Raw genomic sequence first — 17,011 nt, forward strand, 5'->3', positions numbered from 1 at the left:
AAGGGCATCCTTCTTCATTTGCCGTATTCGTGACGCCCCGGCATGCCGGGGCGGCAGAATGGCTTAGGCCAGCGCCTTGATGGCGGCAGCCAGGCGGCTCTTGTGGCGAGCGGCCTTGTTCTTGTGGATGATGTTCTTGTCAGCCACGCGATCGATCACGCTGGAGGCCTTCTGGAACACTTCGCCAGCCGCAGCCTTGTCGCCAGCGGCGATGGATTGGCGAACGCGCTTGATGGCGGTGCGCAGCATCGAGCGCAGGCTGGAATTGTGCTTGTTGCGCTCAACGGATTGGCGAGCGCGCTTGCGGGCTTGGGCGGTATTGGCCATGTTGCTTTGTAAGTTGAATTCGGCAAAGTCGAACATTGTAGCAAGTCCCTGAGGGAATGCAAGCTTTTAATGTTGCTTTAACCGATGGGGGCGCCCGTCAACCGGGCGGGGGGCGCTGAGGGGAGTGACTCCCGGGCTGGAGAACCCTTGCGGCTGGTCCTCAAATATTGCCTTGAGGAAAATCCGCGGCGCCTACTGGTAAAACACTGGATAAAAACGCGGTACCGATTATACAACGGAAGCGGCCGCCGGGGTCGTTATCGCGGCGACTTCGTTGTCAGGCGGCGACGTTGATGGAAACGAACCAGGGCGTAAACCGGCGCACCTGGATGGGCATCTGGTCGCGCAGGCTGTCCAGCGCGGCATCGGTGTCGTCCAGCGGGAAGTGTCCGGACACGGGCAGGCCGCCTGCAGCCATCGAAACGCGCAGCGTGCCGCTGCGATAGGGGCGCAGGGCTGCCACTACCTCGGCCAGCGGGCGGCCGCGGGCCTCGACCCAGCCGGATTCCCACGCGGCCTCGGCCATCAGTTCGGCCCGGGGCGTGTCGATACGGGCGTTGTCGAATCGCGCGCCGGTGCCGGCCCGGATGGTGCCGTGGGCCCCGGCCATGGTTTCGACTTCGACTTCATGTTCGTGCACCACGACGACGGTGCGCTGGGCCTGCTGGCGCACCATGTAGCGGGTGCCCAGGGCCCGGACCGTGCCTTGAGCCGTCTGCACCAGGAACGGGCGGCGCGAATCGGGCGCGACCGACACCGTGACCGCACCGTCCAGCAGTCGGACCTGGCGATAGGCCGGGGAGAAATCCAGGTTGACGCGGCTACGCGCGTCCAGCAGCAACTGGCTGCCGTCGGACAGGACGTAGCGGCGGCGTTCGCCGGTGGCGGTGGCGGCGTCGGCGGCCACGTTGTTCAGCGGATAGAACGCATTGCCAACATAGGCGGCGCAGGCGCCCGCACCGACGAGCGCAAGCGAGCCGGTCAGGAAACGGCGGCGCGCGGGCGCGATGGCGGGCGGAGGAGGGATCAGGGGCTGGGCCGCAGCGGCGTCGCCGGTGGCATATGCGTCACCGAGCCGGCCGAACGTCGACCCCGCCAGGGTGCCTGTCAACTGCTGCCAGGCGTTTTCATGGACGGGATCGGCCGCGCGCCAGGCCAGGAAGTCGTTGTAGTCCTGCGCGGTTGCCTTGCCTGACCGCAGCAGCAACAGCCAATTGATCACCTGGTCCGCCATGGGTTGTCCTTGGGCGTACTTCACTTCATGTTCCCGCAGGCATGGCCAGCGGGGGTCCTTTCTATGGCAATTTTTAAATAATAAGGGTTTTTTACCAAAGATTACGGCCTGGTTGTCAATTCTTGACGAATTTCATGCAAAAAGCCGACCTTTGGCCGGCTTTTGGATGGGAATGTAGCCCGTACAGCTGAAATTACCGCTTTGGACGCCGCCCGAAGTCTCTGGGGCGAAAGCCAAATAGTAACAACATTCCGAAGTACACCACCCCGCTGGCCGCCAGCACCCCGGCCAGCAATGCGGCCCGCTGCCCCGCATGGGCCTGCAGCGCCAGCCAGTCGATCCGGTCGCCCGCGTACCAGAGCAGCGCAGCCAGTGCGGCCAGAGCGGGCAGCAGGCGCAGGGTGAACGAGGTCCAGCCTGCGGCGGGCTGGTAGACGCCCCGGCGCCGCAGGCCGATCAGCAGCGCAAGCGCATTCAGGCAGGCGCCCAGGCCGATGGCCAGCGCCAGCCCCGCATGCGCCATCAGCGGCACCAGGACCAGGTTCAGGAGCTGCGTCAGCACCAGCACGGCGATGGCGATCTTGACCGGCGTGCGGATGTCCTGCTTGGCGTAGAAGCCGGGGGCCAGGATCTTCACCGCCAACAGGCCGATCAGGCCCGCGGAATACGAGATGACGGCCAGCCGGGTCTGCAGGACGTCCTGGGCGGCGAAGGCGCCATAGTGGAAGAGGGTGGCGACCAGGCCGTCGGACAGCAGCGCCAGGCCCACCGCGGCGGGCAGGCCCAGCAGCAGCACCAGGCGTAGTCCCCAGTCCAGCAGCGCGCTGTAGCCGCCGTGGTCGTCGCGCGCATGGGCCGCGGACAGGCTGGGCAGCAGCACCGTGCCCAGGGCCACGCCCAGCAGCGCCGTGGGAAATTCCATCAGGCGGTCGGCGAACGACAGCCAGGTCACGCTGCCCGGGGTCAGCCAGGTGGCGATGTTGGTGTTGATCAGCAGGGAGATCTGCGCCACGGACACGCCCAGCGTGGCGGGCGCCATTTGCTTGAGGATGCGCTGCACCGTGGGATCGGCCCACGCCTGCCGAAAACGCAGGGAAAAGCGCGGGGTCAGCCCCAGCCGGGCCAGGGCCGCCCACTGCACCGCCAACTGCGCCACGCCGCCGATCATCACGCCGATGGCCAGGGCGTAGACCGGCACGTCCATGCGCGGCGCAAGCCAGATGCAGGCGGCGATCATCGACAGATTGAGCAGGACTGGCGTGAAGGCGGGCACCGCAAACCGCCGCCAGGTATTGAGCACGCCGGACGCGAAGGCGATCAGGGACATGCAGAGGATGTAGGGGAACATCATCCGCGTCATCCAGACGGCCGCGCCGAATTCGGTGTCGCGGGCCGCCCCGCGCAGGCCGCTGGCCATGGCGGACACGACCCAGGGCGCCGCGACGATGCCGATCAGTGTCACCAGCATCAGCGCCGCGGTCAGCAGCAGGGCCACCCGGTCCAGCAGCGTGCGGACCTCTTCTTCGGAGCGGTTGTTGCGCGCGGCGCCCAGGATGGGCACGAACGCCTGGGCGAACGCGCCCTCGGCGAACAGGCGGCGCAGCAGGTTGGGAATGCGGAAGGCGACCCAGAAGGCGTCGGTGAGGGGGCCGGCGCCAAAGGCGCGGGCCACCAGGATGTCGCGGATCAGGCCGGAAATGCGAGACAGCAGAGTGAAGCTGCTGACCGTGGCCGCCGAACGGAACAGGCTCATGGATTGACTACAGGAGAAAGTGCGGGCCGGCGCGCCGCGAAAATGGGGGCGCAATGCCGGCCACTGGAAAGGTGGCCCATGCCGTGGGCCAGCCTTTGTACTGCATTTACTTTGGCGGCATGCGGATGGCGCCATCCAGGCGGATCGTTTCGCCATTGAGCATATCGTTGGTGATGATGCTCTGGACCAGCTTGGCGTAGTCTTCCGGGCGGCCCAGGCGGGCGGGGAAGGGGATGCTGGCGGCCAGGGAGTCCTGCACTTCCTGCGGCATGCCGAAGATCATGGGCGTGCCGAAGATGCCCGGGGCGATGGTCATGCAGCGGATGCCGGTCTTGGCCAGGTCGCGCGCGATGGGCAGCGTCATGCCCGCGACGCCGGCCTTGGATGCGGCGTAGGCCGCCTGGCCGATCTGGCCGTCGAACGCGGCGACAGAGGCCGTGTTGATCATCACGCCGCGTTCGCCGGTGGGTTCCGGGGTGTTCGCGCTCATGGCCTCGGCGGCCAGGCGCATCATGTTGAAGCTGCCGATGAGGTTGATCGTCACGACCTTCTGGAACAAGTCCAGCGGATGCGCGCCGTTCTTGCCGACGATCTTGGCGGCGGGCGCGACGCCCGCGCAGTTGACCAGGCCGAAGAGCGAGCCGAGTTCCAGGGCGGCGGCGACGGCGCTCTTGCCGTCGGCTTCCTGGGTCACGTCGCAATGCACATAGCGCTGGCCGAGTTCCTTGGCCAGGGCTTCGCCCGGGGCGTCCTGCAGGTCGGCGATGACGACCTTGGCGCCGTTTTCCACCAGCATGCGGACGGTGCCCGCGCCCAGGCCGGATGCGCCGCCGGTAACGATGAATACCTTGTTCGCGATTTCCATGTATCTATCACCAGATCAGTTCAAGGGAGAGAAGCCGGCGCGGCAGGCGCCGGATATGACAAGGCCTTCGGGCCGGGGCGGGACGCATCGCGTCCGGCCGGCGCCGAAGGCCTCTGGGCCATCGAGGCGCCGGTCAGCTCTTGACGGCCTCGAACAGGCGCGACCGGATTTCGTCGACCGCGCCCACGCCGGAGATCTTGCGGTACTTCGGCGCCGCGGCGGCGTCCTGCTGCGCCCAGGCCGAGTAGTAGTCGACCAGGGGGCGGGTCTGTTCGCGGTAGACGGACAGGCGATGGCGTACGGTTTCCTCGCGGTCGTCGTCGCGCTGGATCAGGTCTTCGCCGGTGACGTCGTCCTTGCCTTCGGCCTTGGGCGGGTTGAAGCGCACATGGTAGCTGCGGCCGCTGGGCTGGTGCACGCGGCGCCCGCTCATGCGTTCGATGATGTCTTCTTCGGGGACGGCGATTTCCACGACGTAGTCCAGCTTGACGCCGGCGCTCTTGAGCGCGTCGGCTTGCGGGATGGTGCGCGGAAAGCCGTCGAACAGGTAGCCGTTGGCGCAGTCGGGCTGCGTCAGGCGGTCCTGCACCAGGCCGATGATGATCTCGTCGGAGACCAGGCCGCCGGCGTCCATGACCTTCTTGGCTTCAATACCCAGCGGGGTGCCCGCCTTGACCGCCGCACGCAGCATGTCGCCGGTGGAGATCTGGGGAATGCCGAAGTGCTGCGTTAGAAACGCGGCCTGGGTGCCTTTGCCGGCGCCGGGGGGTCCGAGCAAGATGAGACGCATGAGTGCTCCTGATGGGGTTTATTTTTTGTGATCCGGGGGATTATGCCGCAACGCAGCAGCCTATGCGGGGCTGCGCCATGCGAAATAACCCTTATATAGGTTTGCTGTAGATCAACCGGACGCGCTCCAGGTCCGCCGGAGTATCGACTCCCGCGGCAGGAGGGGTGGATGCCCGGTGTACGACGATAGTGTGGCCGTGTTCCATGGCGCGCAACTGCTCCAGCGATTCAAACCGTTCCAGCACGCCTTGCGGCAGGGTCGGGTAGCGGCGCAGGAACGAGGCGCGGTAGGCATACAGGCCGATGTGGTGCAGGGCGGGCAGGCCGTCGGCCAGCACGCGTTCGCCGCCGGCCAGCGCGTCGCGCGCCCAGGGGATCGGCGCACGAGAAAAGTACAGTGCGCGATCGTCCGCGGCGCAGACCACCTTCACGACGTTGGGGTTGAACAAGGCCTGGGCATCGGCAAGCGGGCTGGCGCAAGTGGCGATGTCGGCCTGTGGGCAGGCCTGGAGCTTCGCCGCCACGGCGTCGATGAGTTCGGGCTCGATCAGGGGTTCGTCGCCCTGCACGTTCACCACGATGGCGTCATCGGGAAGGCTCAGCAGCTCGACGGCTTCCGCCAGCCGGTCGGTGCCGGTGGGGTGGTCGGCGCGAGTCATCAGGGCGTGCAGGCCGTGCGCCTGGACCGCCTGCTGAACCCGCGCGTCGTCCGTGGCGATGTACAGCCGGGAGGCGCCGGACTGAGCGGCCCGGTCGGCGGTGCGCACGACCATGGGCTTGCCGGCGATGTCGGCAAGCGGCTTGTCGGGCAGCCGGGTCGAGGCGGTGCGCGCCGGGATGATGGCGATGAAGCTCACGATGCGGCGGTCAGCGGGCAGGTGCCGCGTCGTCGAGCACGCGGGCTTCCGATTCCAGCATGACGGGGATGCCGTCGCGCAGCGGAAACGCCAGGCGGTCGGCGCGGCAGACCAGTTCGGCCTGTTGCCGGTCGTGTTCGAGGCGGCCCTTGCACAAGGGGCAGACGAGGATGTCGAGAAGGCGGGATTCCATGACCGGAATTCTAAAACAGTTTTACGGCGTCGCCGTGTCGGTCAGGCGCGCAAAAAATTCTGGCGGCGTCTCGCGCGGCTAGCGTGGCGCGGGGGTTCTGGCGCGCAGCGTCTGCGCCAGCCAATCGAACAGTCCGGCGTCGGAAAAGGCGGCCCGCACCGGCACTTCCCAGAGGCGGGCTTCGTTCAGCGCGCCGCATTTGATCGCGTCCTTGGACGTGACCAGGATGGCGTCGGCCTTCATGTCCTGGAACGGCGAGGTCGCGTAGTCGTAGTGGTCGGGCAGGGCGAGCGTGTCCGCCAGCGTGATTCCGGCGGCCCGCAAGGTGGCGAAAAAGCGCTCCGGATTGCCGATGCCAGCCGCTGCCGCGATCCGCGGCTGGCCGGCAAACTCCGAAAGGGGACGGGTCGCGTGCCCGCCGATCAGCCGGGCGTCGCCCGGTTCCAGCCACATGCGCACCTGGCGCGGGCCGCTGGCGCCGCGGGCGTCGGGTCCGGGGGCGGGGATGCCGGTGTTGGTCACCACGGCGTCCACCTCGGCGAGCCGGCTGGCCGGCTCGCGCAGGGGACCGGCGGGCAGGAGGCGGCCGTTGCCGATGCCGCGCTGGTCCTGCACCACGATCTCGACGTCGCGCGCCAGGGCCAGGTGCTGCAGCCCGTCGTCCGACACGATCACGTCGACCTGGGGATGGGCCTGCAGCAGCGCCTGGACGGCCAGGGGGCGCCTGGGATGGATGGAGACGGGCGCGCCGGTGGCGCGCGCAATCAGGGCCGGTTCGTCGCCGAAGCGGGCCGCTTCCAGGTCGCCCAGCCCTACGCGAGGATGCGGGCCGACCTTGACGCCGTAGCCGCGGCTGACAACGCCGGGGGTGTAGCCACGCGCCCGCAGGCCTTCGACAGTGGCGATCACCATGGGAGTCTTGCCGGTTCCGCCGACGTAGATGTTGCCGATCACGACGACGGGGACGGGCGCCCGGTAGGCGGCCGCCTCGCCGCTGGCGTAGCGCGCGCGCTTGCGCGCCACCGCCCGCGCGGTCAGCGCCGACAGGGGTAGCAGTGCGGTGGAGAGCCAGCCGCCGAGCTGCCATTGGCGAGCCAGCAGCGATGCGCGTTTCGAAGTCACCGGGTGGTCTGGGCGGCGAAATTGACGCGGCCGATGCCGGCCAGGCGGGCGGCTTCCATGATGTTGATCACGGACTGGTGCGTGGCCTGGGCGTCGGCGTTGATGACGACGAGAGGCTCGGTCTTGCCTGCGGCGGCCTGGCGCAAGGCGTCGGCGATTTCAGGCGGGGTGGAGACGTCGATCAGGGTGCCGTTCAGGGCATAGCGGCCGTCCTGGCTGACGGCGACTTCGAGCGCCGGCGGCGTGTCCTGTTCGGATGACGCCTGCGGCAGCGTCACCTTCAGCTGCGTGAAGCGCGCGAACGAGGTGGTCGCGGCCAGGAAGATCAGGATGACCAGCAGGACGTCGATGAGCGGGATCAGGTTGATGTCCAGCTCGTCGCGGTCGCCCCGGGATCCGCGGAAATTCATGGGCGTGCCTCGCGCGCGGCGCGCGCCGGCGAGACGGCGCGGATCAGGCGGGAAGCGGCCTGTTCCATGGCGCTGAGGTAGCCGTCGACGCGGCCGCGCAGGTAACGGTGGGCGATCATGGCGGGAATGGCGATGAGAATGCCGAAACCGGTGTTGTACAGGGCGATCGAGATGCCGCGCGCCAGTTGCGCGGGGTCGCCGCCGCCGGGCGTGTAGGAACCGAAGATCTCGATCATGCCGACCACCGTGCCGAACAGGCCCATGAGCGGCGCGACGACCGCGATGGTCCCGATGGCGGAGATATAGCGGCTGAGGTCGTGCGCGACCGCGCGGCCCGCGTCCTCGACGACGCTGCGCAGTTCTTCACGGGGAAGGTGGCGGTGGCGCATCACTTCGGCCAGCACCCGGCCCAGGGGCGAGTTGCGTTCCAGGCGATGGATGGAGTCCGGCGTGTCCTGGTGGTTGCGGAGCATTTCGGCAACCTGCTCGTTCAGGCCACGCGGCAGGACCAGGTTTCGGCGCAGGGACAGGAAGCGCTCGAAGATCAGCGCCAGGCCCAGCACGGATGTCGCCAGCAGGGGCCAGATCGGCCAGCCGGCCTCGCGCAATATGGAAAGCAAAGCGGTCAACTCCTGGGGGGCCGAGGGCGCCGGAGGGCGCGCATTGGCAACTGAACAAGCCGAAACTGTAACGGCGCGGCGCACTTGTGGCAAGGCGGGGTGACCCCGAATCTATCCACAGAAACTGTGGATAATTCTGTGTAAAACTCCGCCGAAAGGCTGATGGGCACAGGGCTTGCGCTTGTTTGCTTCAAAATCGCGCATCCCTTCTTCCTATAAAAACGTATAAAAATCAAATACCTGCACCGAATTTGCTTGTTATCTGGGCAGGCGCTGCAAATTCCTGGGAACGCGGTATCATTGCGGCCCGCTATGCATGCCCTGTGGACAGGTTCGCGTCGGAAAGCCCCATGACAATTGAATTCCCAGTCACAAACAACGCATTCACGCGGGATATCCTTACAGTTGCCCAGCTGAATCAAGCGGTGGGGCAGTTGTTGGAGCGCAGCATCCCGGCCCTGTGGGTTCGCGGCGAGATTTCCAACTTCACGCAGGCGGCTTCCGGGCACTGGTATTTCACGCTCAAGGACAGCCGGGCCTCCGTGCGGGCTGTCATGTTCCGCAGCCGCGCCAGCGCGGTGGGTTTTGTTCCCCGGGCGGGCGATCAGGTCGAGATCCGGGCGCGAGTGTCCCTGTACGAGCCTCGCGGCGATTATCAGCTGCAGGCTGACGCCATGCGGCGGGCTGGCTTAGGCAATCTGTACGAGGCCTTCCTGAGGCTGAAGGAGCAACTGGCTTCCGAAGGTCTTTTCGATCCCGCCCGCAAGCGCGAGCCGGTTCGCTTGCCGAGGGCGATCGGGGTCATCACGTCCCTGCACGCTGCCGCGTTGCGGGACGTTCTGTCCGCGTTGGCGCGGCGCGCGCCCCAGGTGCCTGTTGTCATCTATCCGGCCCCGGTGCAAGGGGCGGATGCCGCCGGCAGGCTGGCTGCGCAGCTGCGCGCTGCCAACGAGCGCGCCGAGGTGGATACGCTGCTGCTCGTGCGCGGCGGCGGCAGCATCGAAGATCTCTGGAGCTTCAACGACGAAGACCTGGCGCGCGAGGTGGCGGCCAGCGAGATCCCCGTCATCAGCGGCGTGGGGCACGAAACCGACTTCACCATCGTGGACTTCGTGTCGGACCTGCGCGCGCCGACGCCGACGGCCGCGGCAGAGCTGGCGTGCGCGCCGCGTTCCGAACTGCTGGGCCAGGTCATGCAGGCCGCGCAGTCCATGGCGCGCGGCCAGCAGCGACGCCTGGAGCGGGCCGCGCAGCGTCTGGACCGGGCGGCCGCGCAGCTGGTGTCCCCGGCCCAGCGGCTGGAGCATCAGCGCGAACGGCTCAACAGCCTGCGATTCCGGCTGGCCTCGGCCTGGTCGGCGCCGCAGGGCCGGCGTGTCGCGCGCGTGAACCTGCTTGCGCAGCGGCTGACGCACCGCGTACCCGACACCGGCCGCGCCGCCGACCGCCTGGCGGGCGCCGCGCGCCAATTGGGGCAGGCCCACGCGCGTCTGCTGGTGCAGGGCCGCAACCGCCTTGCCGCCGCCACCGCCCAGTTGCGCGCCCTTGATCCGGGCAACACGCTGGCGCGCGGCTACGCGATCGCGCGCGATGCCGACGGGCGCATCGTGCGCGACGCAGCCGGCCTGTCCGTCGGCCAGCCGCTGCACCTCCGCTTCGCGCAAGGCGGCGCGCAGGTGCAGGTTCAAGAAACGCGCAAGACGCGCGACGAGGCCTGACGCCTGGCGGCCGCCCGGCCGCAAAACAAAGACATCGGCGGCATATGCATGTGCCCGTTAACCCCGCGCCAGCGCGGGGTTAACACGGTATCCTCATTAGTTGCCGATACAATTGACCGGCTTGATCGTGCACTCAACAGAAGGAACCATCACATGGCACACACTCTTCCCCCCCTGCCTTACGAACTCGACGCGCTGGCGCCGCACATCTCCAAGGAAACGCTGGAGTTCCACTACGGCAAGCATCACCAGACCTACGTCACGAATCTGAACAACCTGATCCCGGGCACCGAATTCGAAACGCTGTCGCTGGAAGACATCGTGAAGAAGTCCTCGGGTGGCATTTTCAACAACGCAGCCCAGATCTGGAACCACACGTTCTACTGGAACAGCCTGGCTCCCAAGGCCGGCGGCGCGCCCTCGGGCAAGCTGGCCGACGCCATCAACGCCAAGTGGGGCAGCTTCGACGCGTTCAAGGAAGCGTTCAACAAGTCGGCCGCCGGCAACTTCGGCTCGGGCTGGACCTGGCTGGTCAAGAAGACCGACGGCACGGTCGACATCGTCAACACCAGCAACGCCGCCACCCCGCTCACGACGGCCGACGTGCCGCTGCTCACCTGTGATGTCTGGGAACACGCGTACTACATCGACTACCGCAACGCCCGTCCCAAGTACCTGGAGAACTTCTGGGCGCTGGTGAACTGGGAGTTCGCCGCCAAGAACTTCGCCTGATAAGACAGCTGTGGGCAGGCCAACGGCCTGCCTGCTGCGGTCCGCGATAAAAGCCCTTCAGCAATGAAGGGCTTTTTTTGTTGCCGTAATAATTTTGTATAGAAAATTATGTCGACTGTATATTTCATTTTGTCGAAATGAAGCGCGAACAGGTTTATTTTCCGGGTAATCCCTAGGTTCCTGGCCCGCTATCGTTGCCTGCTGCATGTGGCCGAGCCTCGGGTCGCATGAGGGCGGCAAGCCTGTAACAAGCCGGGGCACTTACAGGGAAGAAAAGCATGTTGCGGTTATTTTTGGGGTTGCGCATCGGTGCTCGCCTGACGGGCGCGTTCTTGCTGGTGGCGGTGATAGGTGCTGCGGTCGGGGCCTTTGGCATCTGGGGGCTGGCCCAGATCGACGAAATGAACGACCGGCTCTACTACACCGAGCTGCGCGGAATTTCCGATCTGAAAGAAGCCAATATCAATCTGATTTACGCGGGCCGTGCTCGCAGCGGCTACCTTGCTGCGTCCACGGAGCAAGAGCGTGAGGAGTTGCGTAAGGAGTTCGATACCGCCGTCACCAATATGGAGACGCTGCGCCAGACGGCCGCCGAGCATTTCTATTCCGAAAAAAACAAGCGTCTGTTGGCGCAATTCACGGAGAAGGAACAGAAGTGGAAGCGGGAGTCGGACGTATTTTTCGAGGTGGCCGGCTCCCAGCCGCTGACGCAAATCGAGCCGCGCCTGGCCGAAGTGGAAAAACGCGTCAATGTATCGTCGGATGAGCTGGACGCCCTGATGACCGACCTGGCCATGGGCAAGGAGGAGATGGCCGCACAAACTGTGCAGGAAGGCACGGATCTTTACGTCTGGGTCCGCCTCATCATGATCGTCCTGGTGGTGGCGAGCGTAGTCATCAGCATGCTGCTGGGCTGGCTGGTCACGCGCGGCATCGTGCGCCCGCTGGGGCAGGCGGTCCACACGGCCCGTCAGGTGGCCGAGGGTGACCTGACGACGGACATCACAATTGCGACGCGCGATGAAACCGGCGACCTGATGCGTGCGCTCAAGGCCATGAACGAGAGTCTGGTCCGCATCGTCAGAGACGTGCGTGACGGCTGTGAAAGCATCGCATCGGCATCGTCAGAAATTGCCGAGGGCAACTCGGATCTGTCGCAGCGCACTGAGCAGCAGGCTGCCTCACTGGAAGAAACCGCCGCGTCGATGGAACAGTTGACCAGCACCGTGCAACAGAACGCCAGCAATGCAGGTGAAGCGGACAGGCTGGTCGGTCAGGCATCCGGGGTGGCGATACGGGGCGGCGAGGTGGTCGATGCCGTGGTTCAGACCATGAACGCGATTTCGGAAAGCTCGCACAGGATTGCGGAAATTACAGGCGTAATCGACGGAATTGCATTTCAGACCAACATTCTTGCGCTGAACGCCGCCGTGGAAGCGGCGCGGGCGGGCGAGCAGGGGCGCGGGTTTGCTGTCGTTGCTGGGGAAGTGCGCGCGCTGGCGCAGCGTTCCGCCGTGGCCGCCAAGGAAATCAAGGCCTTGATCGACGAATCGGTCACACGCGTCGAGAGCGGAACGCGCCAGGCGGACGAGGCGGGCAGCACAATGCGCGACGTGGTGGCCAGTGTGCGTCAGGTGGCCACCCTGGTGCGCGAGATCGCGAGCGCGTCGGAAGAGCAGTCCTCTGGCATCGCTCAGGTGAATCAGGCCGTGTCGCAGATGGACAGCGTGACCCAGCAGAACGCGGCGCTGGTCGAAGAGGCGGCGGCCGCCGCCGCCAGCATGCAGGATCAGGCGGGCCGCCTGGCTCAGGAAGTGCGCCGCTTCAAGGTGGATGCGGACGCCGATCATGCGCAGGCGCGGCTGATGCCCGCGGGAGCCCCGCCGGCGCGCAAGCCCGTCGTGGCCAAGGCTCGCCCGGTCCAGCCGCAGCGCACGCTGGCGAGGGCGGCGCAGGACGACGACTGGTCGGCTTTCTGACCGACGCGGCCGCGGGCTTTAGGCTACGGGTCAGGACGGGATGGTAAGGTTAGCAACCTTCCAGCCGCCCTAGCTCTGTCCATGAGTCTGCCCGACCCCGTCCGCCGAGTCATCGCCAGTACACGACGTCAGGCGCGCCGCAAGGTGCGCCAGATCAATCGCCTGTCTCGCAAGAGCGTGCAACTGGCGCTGCTGCTCGGCGGGGCCGCGCTGGTGGCCCTGATGTCGCTGGGCTTCGCCTATCTGGCCGACACGGCGCTGGCCTGGAACCGGCAGTGGGTGGCCTACAACGGCTGGCTGGCGCTGCTGGTGCTGCCTTTCAGTCTGGCCGCCTTGCGCTGGCTGACGCTGCGCTTTGCCCCCAACGCGGCTGGCAGCGGCATCCCCCAGGTGATCGGCGCGCTGTCCCTGCCGCCGGGCGCCAGCCAGAACAGCCTGGTGTCGCTGGCGCAGACGCTGTGGAAGATCCCCCTGGCTTTTTTCGGCATGCTGGCCGGCGCGTCCATCGGGCGCGAGGGGCCATCGGTGCAGGTCGGCGCCGCGCTGATGCTCGCCTGGGGCGACTTCTGGAAGCGGCGCGGCGTGCAGCTGCGGGGCTTCCACGCCAACGAACTCATCGCTGCGGGGGCCGCAGGCGGCCTGGCCGCCGCGTTCAATGCGCCGCTGGCCGGCGTCATCTTCGCCATCGAAGAGCTCGGTCGCGGCACGGTGCTGCGCTGGCAGCGGCTGGTGCTGATCGGCGTGCTGGCCGCCGGTTTCCTGGTGGTGGCGGTGGAAGGCAACAATCCCTATTTCGGAGTGTTCGCCGGGGCGCCCCTTTCAGAAAACATGGTCATGTGGATCATCATCTGCGGGGCGCTGAACGGCGCGCTGGGCGGCATTTTCGCCCGCCTGCTGGGCAAGGGGCCGGTGGCCGCGGCCCCGCAGTCCTGGCGCGCCTGGATCCGCGCCCATCCCATCTGGACGGCTTTCGTCATGGGCCTTGCGCTGGCCGTGATCGGCCTGTGCACCGCAGGCAGCGTTTATGGCACCGGCTACGGCGTTGCCGCAGACCTGCTGAACGGCAAGGAGTCGGTGCCGGACGGCTTCGGACTGGCCAAGCTTGCCGCCACCGTCGCGTCGTACTGGGCCGGTATTCCTGGCGGCATTTTCACGCCCGCGCTAACTACCGGTGCGGGCATCGGACACCACATATGGGAACTGGCGGGCGAGGGCGTGGACCAGCGCGTGCTGGTCCTGCTGTCAATGGCCGCCTTCCTGGCCGCCGCCACGCAGGCGCCGCTGACGGCCAGCGTCGTGGTGATGGAAATGACGGGCAGCCAGCCGATGCTGTTCTGGCTGCTGGTGGGGTCGCTGCTGGCCTCCGGCGTGTCGCGCCAGTTCTGCCCGCAGCCCTTCTACCATCTGGCGGCGGGTCGTTTCCGCCGCCAGGCCATCGTGGACGCGGGGCGCGCGGCCAAGTCCGCCACGCACTGAAATCGGGCATCGCGCTGCCCGATTCGGTGCGCGACGCCGTCCGCTATATGTGAACGGCCATTGGACACTGTCCGTGCTGCGGACATCGCCGCCACGCACCAACTTGGCGCGAAAGCCCTGCGTTAAGATCGGCTGATTCCGAGTTTCCTCACTTCACTCCGAGCTTCCCATGACCGTGAATGCCTTTATTTGTGATGCGATCCGTACCCCCTTCGGCCGTTACGGCGGCGCGCTGGCTTCCGTGCGTCCCGACGACCTGGCTGCCGTAGCCATCAAGGCCCTGGTGGCGCGCAATCCCGGCGTGCGCTGGGAAGAGCTGGACGACGCCATCATGGGCTGCGCGAACCAGGCCGGCGAAGACAACCGCAACGTGGCCCGCATGGCCACGCTGCTGGCGGGCCTGCCGATCGAAGTGCCCGGCGCCACGGTCAACCGCCTGTGCGGGTCGGGCCTGGACGCCATCGGCACCGCCGCACGCGCCATCCGCGCCGGCGAGGCCGGTCTGATGCTGGCGGGCGGCGTTGAAAGCATGAGCCGCGCGCCTTTCGTCATGGGCAAGGCCGACAGCGCGTTCTCGCGCAACGCCGCCATCTTCGACACCACGATCGGCTGGCGTTTCGTCAACAAGCTGATGAAGGCGCAATACGGCGTGGACTCGATGCCTGAAACGGCCGAAAACGTCGCCGACGATTTCAATATCAGCCGCGCCGACCAGGACCTGTTCGCGCTGGCCAGCCAGCAGAAGACGGCTCGCGCCCAGAAGGAAGGCTTCTTTGACGCCGAGATCGTGCCTGTGTCCATCGCCCAGAAGAAGGGCGATCCCATCATCGTCTCCAAGGACGAGCATCCGCGTGAAACCTCGCTCGAATCGCTGGCCAAGCTCAAGGGCGTGGTCCGCGAAGGCGGCAGCGTCACCGCAGGCAACGCGTCCGGCGTGAACGACGGCGCAGCCGCGTTGCTGCTGGCTGACGAAAAGGCCGCAGCCCGCCACGGCCTGACCCCGCGCGCGCGCGTGGTCGGCATGGCCACCGCCGGTGTCGCGCCGCGCATCATGGGCATCGGCCCGGCGCCCGCCACGCAGAAGGTCCTGGCCCAGACTGGCCTGACGCTGGACCAGATGGACGTGATCGAACTGAACGAGGCGTTCGCCGCCCAGGGCTTGGCCGTGCTGCGCCAGCTTGGCATTGCCGACAACGACCCGCGCGTGAATCCCAACGGCGGGGCCATCGCCCTGGGCCACCCGCTGGGCGCCAGCGGCGCGCGCCTGGCCACCACCGCGATCAACCAGCTGCATCGCACGGGCGGCCGTTATGCGCTGTGCACGATGTGCATCGGCGTCGGCCAGGGCATCGCGCTGATCATCGAGCGCGTCTAAGCCGTCATGTCCGCGTTCCTGGCCGCAAGGCCGGGGCGCAATTGAAAAGGGAGCCTCGCGGGCTCCCTTTTTTCATGCGGCTGCTCAGGCGGCGGACCCGCCGCGCGTTCAGGGCAGCCCGTCGAGTTTCTTGCCGGCGGCGATGCCGTGCTGCTTGAACCAGCCCTGCGACATTTCCAGCGCGTAGCGCACCGGCTTCTTGGCGCAATGCGGGTCTTCGGTCTGCGGCGCCATGTCTTCGATGTTGACGATCGTGCCGTCGTCGGCGATAAAGGCAATCGAGAGCGGCAGCAACGTGTTGCGCATCCAGAAGCACTGCACGTCCGGCTGTTCGAATACGAACAGCATGCCGTCGTTGCCGGGCAGCTCCCGGCGGAACATCAGCCCGTCGCGGCGGGTGGCGTCCGTATTGGCGACTTCTGCGCGGATAATATGGATGCCGGCCGACAATTGCGTCGTGGGCAAGGCAGGCTGCGGGCCTTGGCGCTGGGCGCCGGCAGGCAGGGGCAGTGCGAAGGCCGCAGTGGCCAGCACTGCCGCGATTGCCGCCGATGCTCCCCGCCGGGTTGCGCGCCTTGCAGAGGCTGCTTGGGTAAACGTCGTTTTGAACAACGCATGAACGATCGGAAGCAATACGGCTTTCTTCAGCATGGCCAGGCGAGGTAATTAGAAAATAGCAAGGCGGGGCCCGAAAGCCCCGCCTGGATCAATGGCGCAACCTTACCGTTGCGCTTTAAAGGGTAACTCAGGCAGCCGTTATATTAAGCGCCTGTTTGCCTTTAGGCCCCTGAATAATCTCGAAGGCCACTTTCTGGCCTTCTTTCAGGGTTTTAAAACCATTCATCTGGATGGACGAGAAATGGGCGAACAGATCTTCACCGCCGTCGTCGGGCGTAATGAAGCCAAACCCCTTTGCATCGTTGAACCATTTGACGGTGCCCGTCGATTTGGGATTGTCCCCTTGGACGGCGGTTGCGGTCGTATCAGACATGCGGCCTGCCTCATTGAATCGTATGTTGACAGAAGGGCAATGCGGCCTAGACCCCTGTCCCCCCTCCGGCTTCCTGGCAGATTTTCGATGAATTGAAAACCCCAGAATGCGTGGATAATGCGCCGCTTTTCTTCGTTCAGTCAAGTATGGATACTACGTATTTCTGCGTGTAATTTTCAGTAAGTTGAGTGGTTGCCGTCCCCAGTTTAAATAGAATACCCGCCCTATGAGTTCTACCTTGGATACCCAGCATGATTTGGTCGTCGAAAAGGCGCCGGCTCGCGCTGCGCCGCCTCCGATGTACCAGGTGTTGTTGCTGAATGACGACTACACGCCGATGGAGTTCGTCGTGAAAGTGCTGCAGAAATTCTTCAATAAGAATCAGGAAGAGGCGACGCGGATCATGTTGCAGGTCCATCACGAAGGGCGCGGCGTGTGCGGGGTTTACCCGCGCGATCTCGCCGCGACGCGTATTGCGCAGGTCGGGCAATACGCGCGGGCGCGCCAGCACCCGCTTCAATGCGTGATGGAACCGGTTTGAAATAAAAAAGAAACAACGCCGCCAGCAAT

General features: G+C 66.1%; 18 protein-coding genes. 6 read left to right on the forward strand and 12 right to left on the reverse strand.

Annotated elements, in window-relative coordinates; all coding sequences use genetic code 11:
• Positions 1-63: 63 nt before the first annotated feature.
• From rpsT to KYC_RS25725, 10 genes are all read right to left on the reverse strand, one after another.
• Complete coding sequence (gene rpsT, locus KYC_RS25680) at positions 64-327, reverse strand: 30S ribosomal protein S20 (RefSeq protein WP_006396042.1); 264 nt, start codon at positions 325-327, stop codon at positions 64-66.
• A gap of 277 nt (positions 328-604) precedes the next feature.
• The gene (locus KYC_RS25685) at positions 605-1,561 is read right to left on the reverse strand and encodes a FecR domain-containing protein (protein ID WP_008167989.1); all 957 of its coding nucleotides are present in this window, start codon (positions 1,559-1,561) and stop codon (positions 605-607) included.
• A 193-nt stretch (positions 1,562-1,754) separates the two neighbouring features.
• Positions 1,755-3,314 carry a murein biosynthesis integral membrane protein MurJ gene (gene murJ, locus KYC_RS25690; RefSeq protein ID WP_008167992.1) on the reverse strand — a complete coding sequence of 520 codons (1,560 nt, stop codon included), beginning with the start codon at positions 3,312-3,314 and terminating at the stop codon, positions 1,755-1,757.
• A 106-nt stretch (positions 3,315-3,420) separates the two neighbouring features.
• A complete protein-coding gene (locus tag KYC_RS25695) occupies positions 3,421-4,179 on the reverse strand; it encodes a 3-hydroxyacyl-CoA dehydrogenase (protein WP_008167994.1) in 759 nt (252 codons plus the stop codon).
• A gap of 133 nt (positions 4,180-4,312) precedes the next feature.
• Entirely contained in the window at positions 4,313-4,969 is a 657-nt protein-coding gene (gene adk / locus KYC_RS25700) for an adenylate kinase (RefSeq protein WP_008167996.1), read from the reverse strand.
• 91 nt (positions 4,970-5,060) lie between these two features.
• The gene (gene kdsB, locus KYC_RS25705) at positions 5,061-5,825 is read right to left on the reverse strand and encodes a 3-deoxy-manno-octulosonate cytidylyltransferase (protein WP_008167998.1); all 765 of its coding nucleotides are present in this window, start codon (positions 5,823-5,825) and stop codon (positions 5,061-5,063) included.
• Between the two features lie 10 nt (positions 5,826-5,835).
• Complete coding sequence (locus KYC_RS25710) at positions 5,836-6,018, reverse strand: Trm112 family protein (protein ID WP_008168002.1); 183 nt, start codon at positions 6,016-6,018, stop codon at positions 5,836-5,838.
• A 78-nt stretch (positions 6,019-6,096) separates the two neighbouring features.
• Positions 6,097-7,140: a tetraacyldisaccharide 4'-kinase gene (lpxK, locus tag KYC_RS25715; protein ID WP_008168003.1), complete on the reverse strand. Its 1,044-nt coding sequence runs from the start codon at positions 7,138-7,140 to the stop codon at positions 6,097-6,099.
• Positions 7,137-7,550: an ExbD/TolR family protein gene (locus KYC_RS25720; RefSeq protein WP_008168005.1), complete on the reverse strand. Its 414-nt coding sequence runs from the start codon at positions 7,548-7,550 to the stop codon at positions 7,137-7,139. The genes lpxK and KYC_RS25720 overlap by 4 nt, the downstream gene beginning before the upstream one ends.
• On the reverse strand, positions 7,547-8,170 hold the full coding sequence (locus KYC_RS25725; RefSeq protein ID WP_008168007.1) for a MotA/TolQ/ExbB proton channel family protein: 624 nt from the start codon (positions 8,168-8,170) through the stop codon (positions 7,547-7,549). Before KYC_RS25725 ends, KYC_RS25720 begins: the two co-directional genes overlap by 4 nt.
• A 350-nt stretch (positions 8,171-8,520) precedes the next feature.
• On the opposite strand from KYC_RS25725, the gene xseA reads away from it, so the two are divergent.
• The 5 genes from xseA to pcaF all read left to right on the forward strand — a co-directional run bounded on the left by xseA (position 8,521) and on the right by pcaF (position 15,450).
• Complete coding sequence (gene xseA / locus KYC_RS25730) at positions 8,521-9,888, forward strand: exodeoxyribonuclease VII large subunit (protein ID WP_008168009.1); 1,368 nt, start codon at positions 8,521-8,523, stop codon at positions 9,886-9,888.
• A 153-nt stretch (positions 9,889-10,041) separates the two neighbouring features.
• Positions 10,042-10,620 (forward strand): superoxide dismutase [Fe], encoded by a 579-nt coding sequence (sodB, locus tag KYC_RS25735; RefSeq protein ID WP_008168011.1) that lies wholly within the window; start codon positions 10,042-10,044, stop codon positions 10,618-10,620.
• 278 nt (positions 10,621-10,898) lie between these two features.
• Positions 10,899-12,599, forward strand: a complete 1,701-nt coding sequence (locus tag KYC_RS25740; protein WP_043519276.1) for a methyl-accepting chemotaxis protein — start codon at positions 10,899-10,901, stop codon at positions 12,597-12,599.
• Positions 12,600-12,680: 81 nt separating this feature from the next.
• The gene (locus KYC_RS25745; protein ID WP_081478109.1) at positions 12,681-14,075 is read left to right on the forward strand and encodes a chloride channel protein; all 1,395 of its coding nucleotides are present in this window, start codon (positions 12,681-12,683) and stop codon (positions 14,073-14,075) included.
• A 169-nt stretch (positions 14,076-14,244) separates the two neighbouring features.
• Positions 14,245-15,450, forward strand: a complete 1,206-nt coding sequence (gene pcaF, locus KYC_RS25750; RefSeq protein WP_008168017.1) for a 3-oxoadipyl-CoA thiolase — start codon at positions 14,245-14,247, stop codon at positions 15,448-15,450.
• A 108-nt stretch (positions 15,451-15,558) separates the two neighbouring features.
• Here pcaF and KYC_RS25755 read toward each other — a convergent pair whose 3' ends face one another.
• Both KYC_RS25755 and KYC_RS25760 read right to left on the reverse strand, forming a co-directional pair.
• Positions 15,559-16,101: a DUF192 domain-containing protein gene (locus KYC_RS25755; RefSeq protein ID WP_081478110.1), complete on the reverse strand. Its 543-nt coding sequence runs from the start codon at positions 16,099-16,101 to the stop codon at positions 15,559-15,561.
• A 94-nt stretch (positions 16,102-16,195) separates the two neighbouring features.
• Positions 16,196-16,441, reverse strand: a complete 246-nt coding sequence (locus KYC_RS25760; protein ID WP_006220277.1) for a cold-shock protein — start codon at positions 16,439-16,441, stop codon at positions 16,196-16,198.
• Positions 16,442-16,667: 226 nt separating this feature from the next.
• Here KYC_RS25760 and clpS point away from each other — a divergent pair, with 226 nt between their 5' ends.
• Positions 16,668-16,982 carry an ATP-dependent Clp protease adapter ClpS gene (gene clpS / locus KYC_RS25765; RefSeq protein ID WP_008168033.1) on the forward strand — a complete coding sequence of 105 codons (315 nt, stop codon included), beginning with the start codon at positions 16,668-16,670 and terminating at the stop codon, positions 16,980-16,982.
• The last annotated feature ends 29 nt before the right edge of the window (positions 16,983-17,011 follow it).

The sequence above is a fragment of the Achromobacter arsenitoxydans SY8 genome (genome assembly GCF_000236785.1).
Classification (GTDB): domain Bacteria; phylum Pseudomonadota; class Gammaproteobacteria; order Burkholderiales; family Burkholderiaceae_B; genus Achromobacter; species Achromobacter arsenitoxydans.

What these genes read in the sequence shown, in the direction of transcription:
- murJ (WP_008167992.1), bottom strand. Translation starts at nt 3,314, where the DNA reads ATGAGCCTGTTCCGTTCGGCGGCCACGGTCAGCAGCTTCACTCTGCTG.
- KYC_RS25740 (WP_043519276.1), top strand. Translation starts at nt 10,899, where the DNA reads ATGTTGCGGTTATTTTTGGGGTTGCGCATCGGTGCTCGCCTGACGGGC.
- adk (WP_008167996.1), bottom strand. Translation starts at nt 4,969, where the DNA reads ATGCGTCTCATCTTGCTCGGACCCCCCGGCGCCGGCAAAGGCACCCAG.
- KYC_RS25710 (WP_008168002.1), bottom strand. Translation starts at nt 6,018, where the DNA reads ATGGAATCCCGCCTTCTCGACATCCTCGTCTGCCCCTTGTGCAAGGGC.
- KYC_RS25755 (WP_081478110.1), bottom strand. Translation starts at nt 16,101, where the DNA reads ATGCTGAAGAAAGCCGTATTGCTTCCGATCGTTCATGCGTTGTTCAAA.
- rpsT (WP_006396042.1), bottom strand. Translation starts at nt 327, where the DNA reads ATGGCCAATACCGCCCAAGCCCGCAAGCGCGCTCGCCAATCCGTTGAG.
- KYC_RS25745 (WP_081478109.1), top strand. Translation starts at nt 12,681, where the DNA reads ATGAGTCTGCCCGACCCCGTCCGCCGAGTCATCGCCAGTACACGACGT.
- KYC_RS25695 (WP_008167994.1), bottom strand. Translation starts at nt 4,179, where the DNA reads ATGGAAATCGCGAACAAGGTATTCATCGTTACCGGCGGCGCATCCGGC.
- pcaF (WP_008168017.1), top strand. Translation starts at nt 14,245, where the DNA reads ATGACCGTGAATGCCTTTATTTGTGATGCGATCCGTACCCCCTTCGGC.
- xseA (WP_008168009.1), top strand. Translation starts at nt 8,521, where the DNA reads ATGACAATTGAATTCCCAGTCACAAACAACGCATTCACGCGGGATATC.
- sodB (WP_008168011.1), top strand. Translation starts at nt 10,042, where the DNA reads ATGGCACACACTCTTCCCCCCCTGCCTTACGAACTCGACGCGCTGGCG.
- KYC_RS25720 (WP_008168005.1), bottom strand. Translation starts at nt 7,550, where the DNA reads ATGAATTTCCGCGGATCCCGGGGCGACCGCGACGAGCTGGACATCAAC.
- clpS (WP_008168033.1), top strand. Translation starts at nt 16,668, where the DNA reads ATGAGTTCTACCTTGGATACCCAGCATGATTTGGTCGTCGAAAAGGCG.
- KYC_RS25685 (WP_008167989.1), bottom strand. Translation starts at nt 1,561, where the DNA reads ATGGCGGACCAGGTGATCAATTGGCTGTTGCTGCTGCGGTCAGGCAAG.
- KYC_RS25760 (WP_006220277.1), bottom strand. Translation starts at nt 16,441, where the DNA reads ATGTCTGATACGACCGCAACCGCCGTCCAAGGGGACAATCCCAAATCG.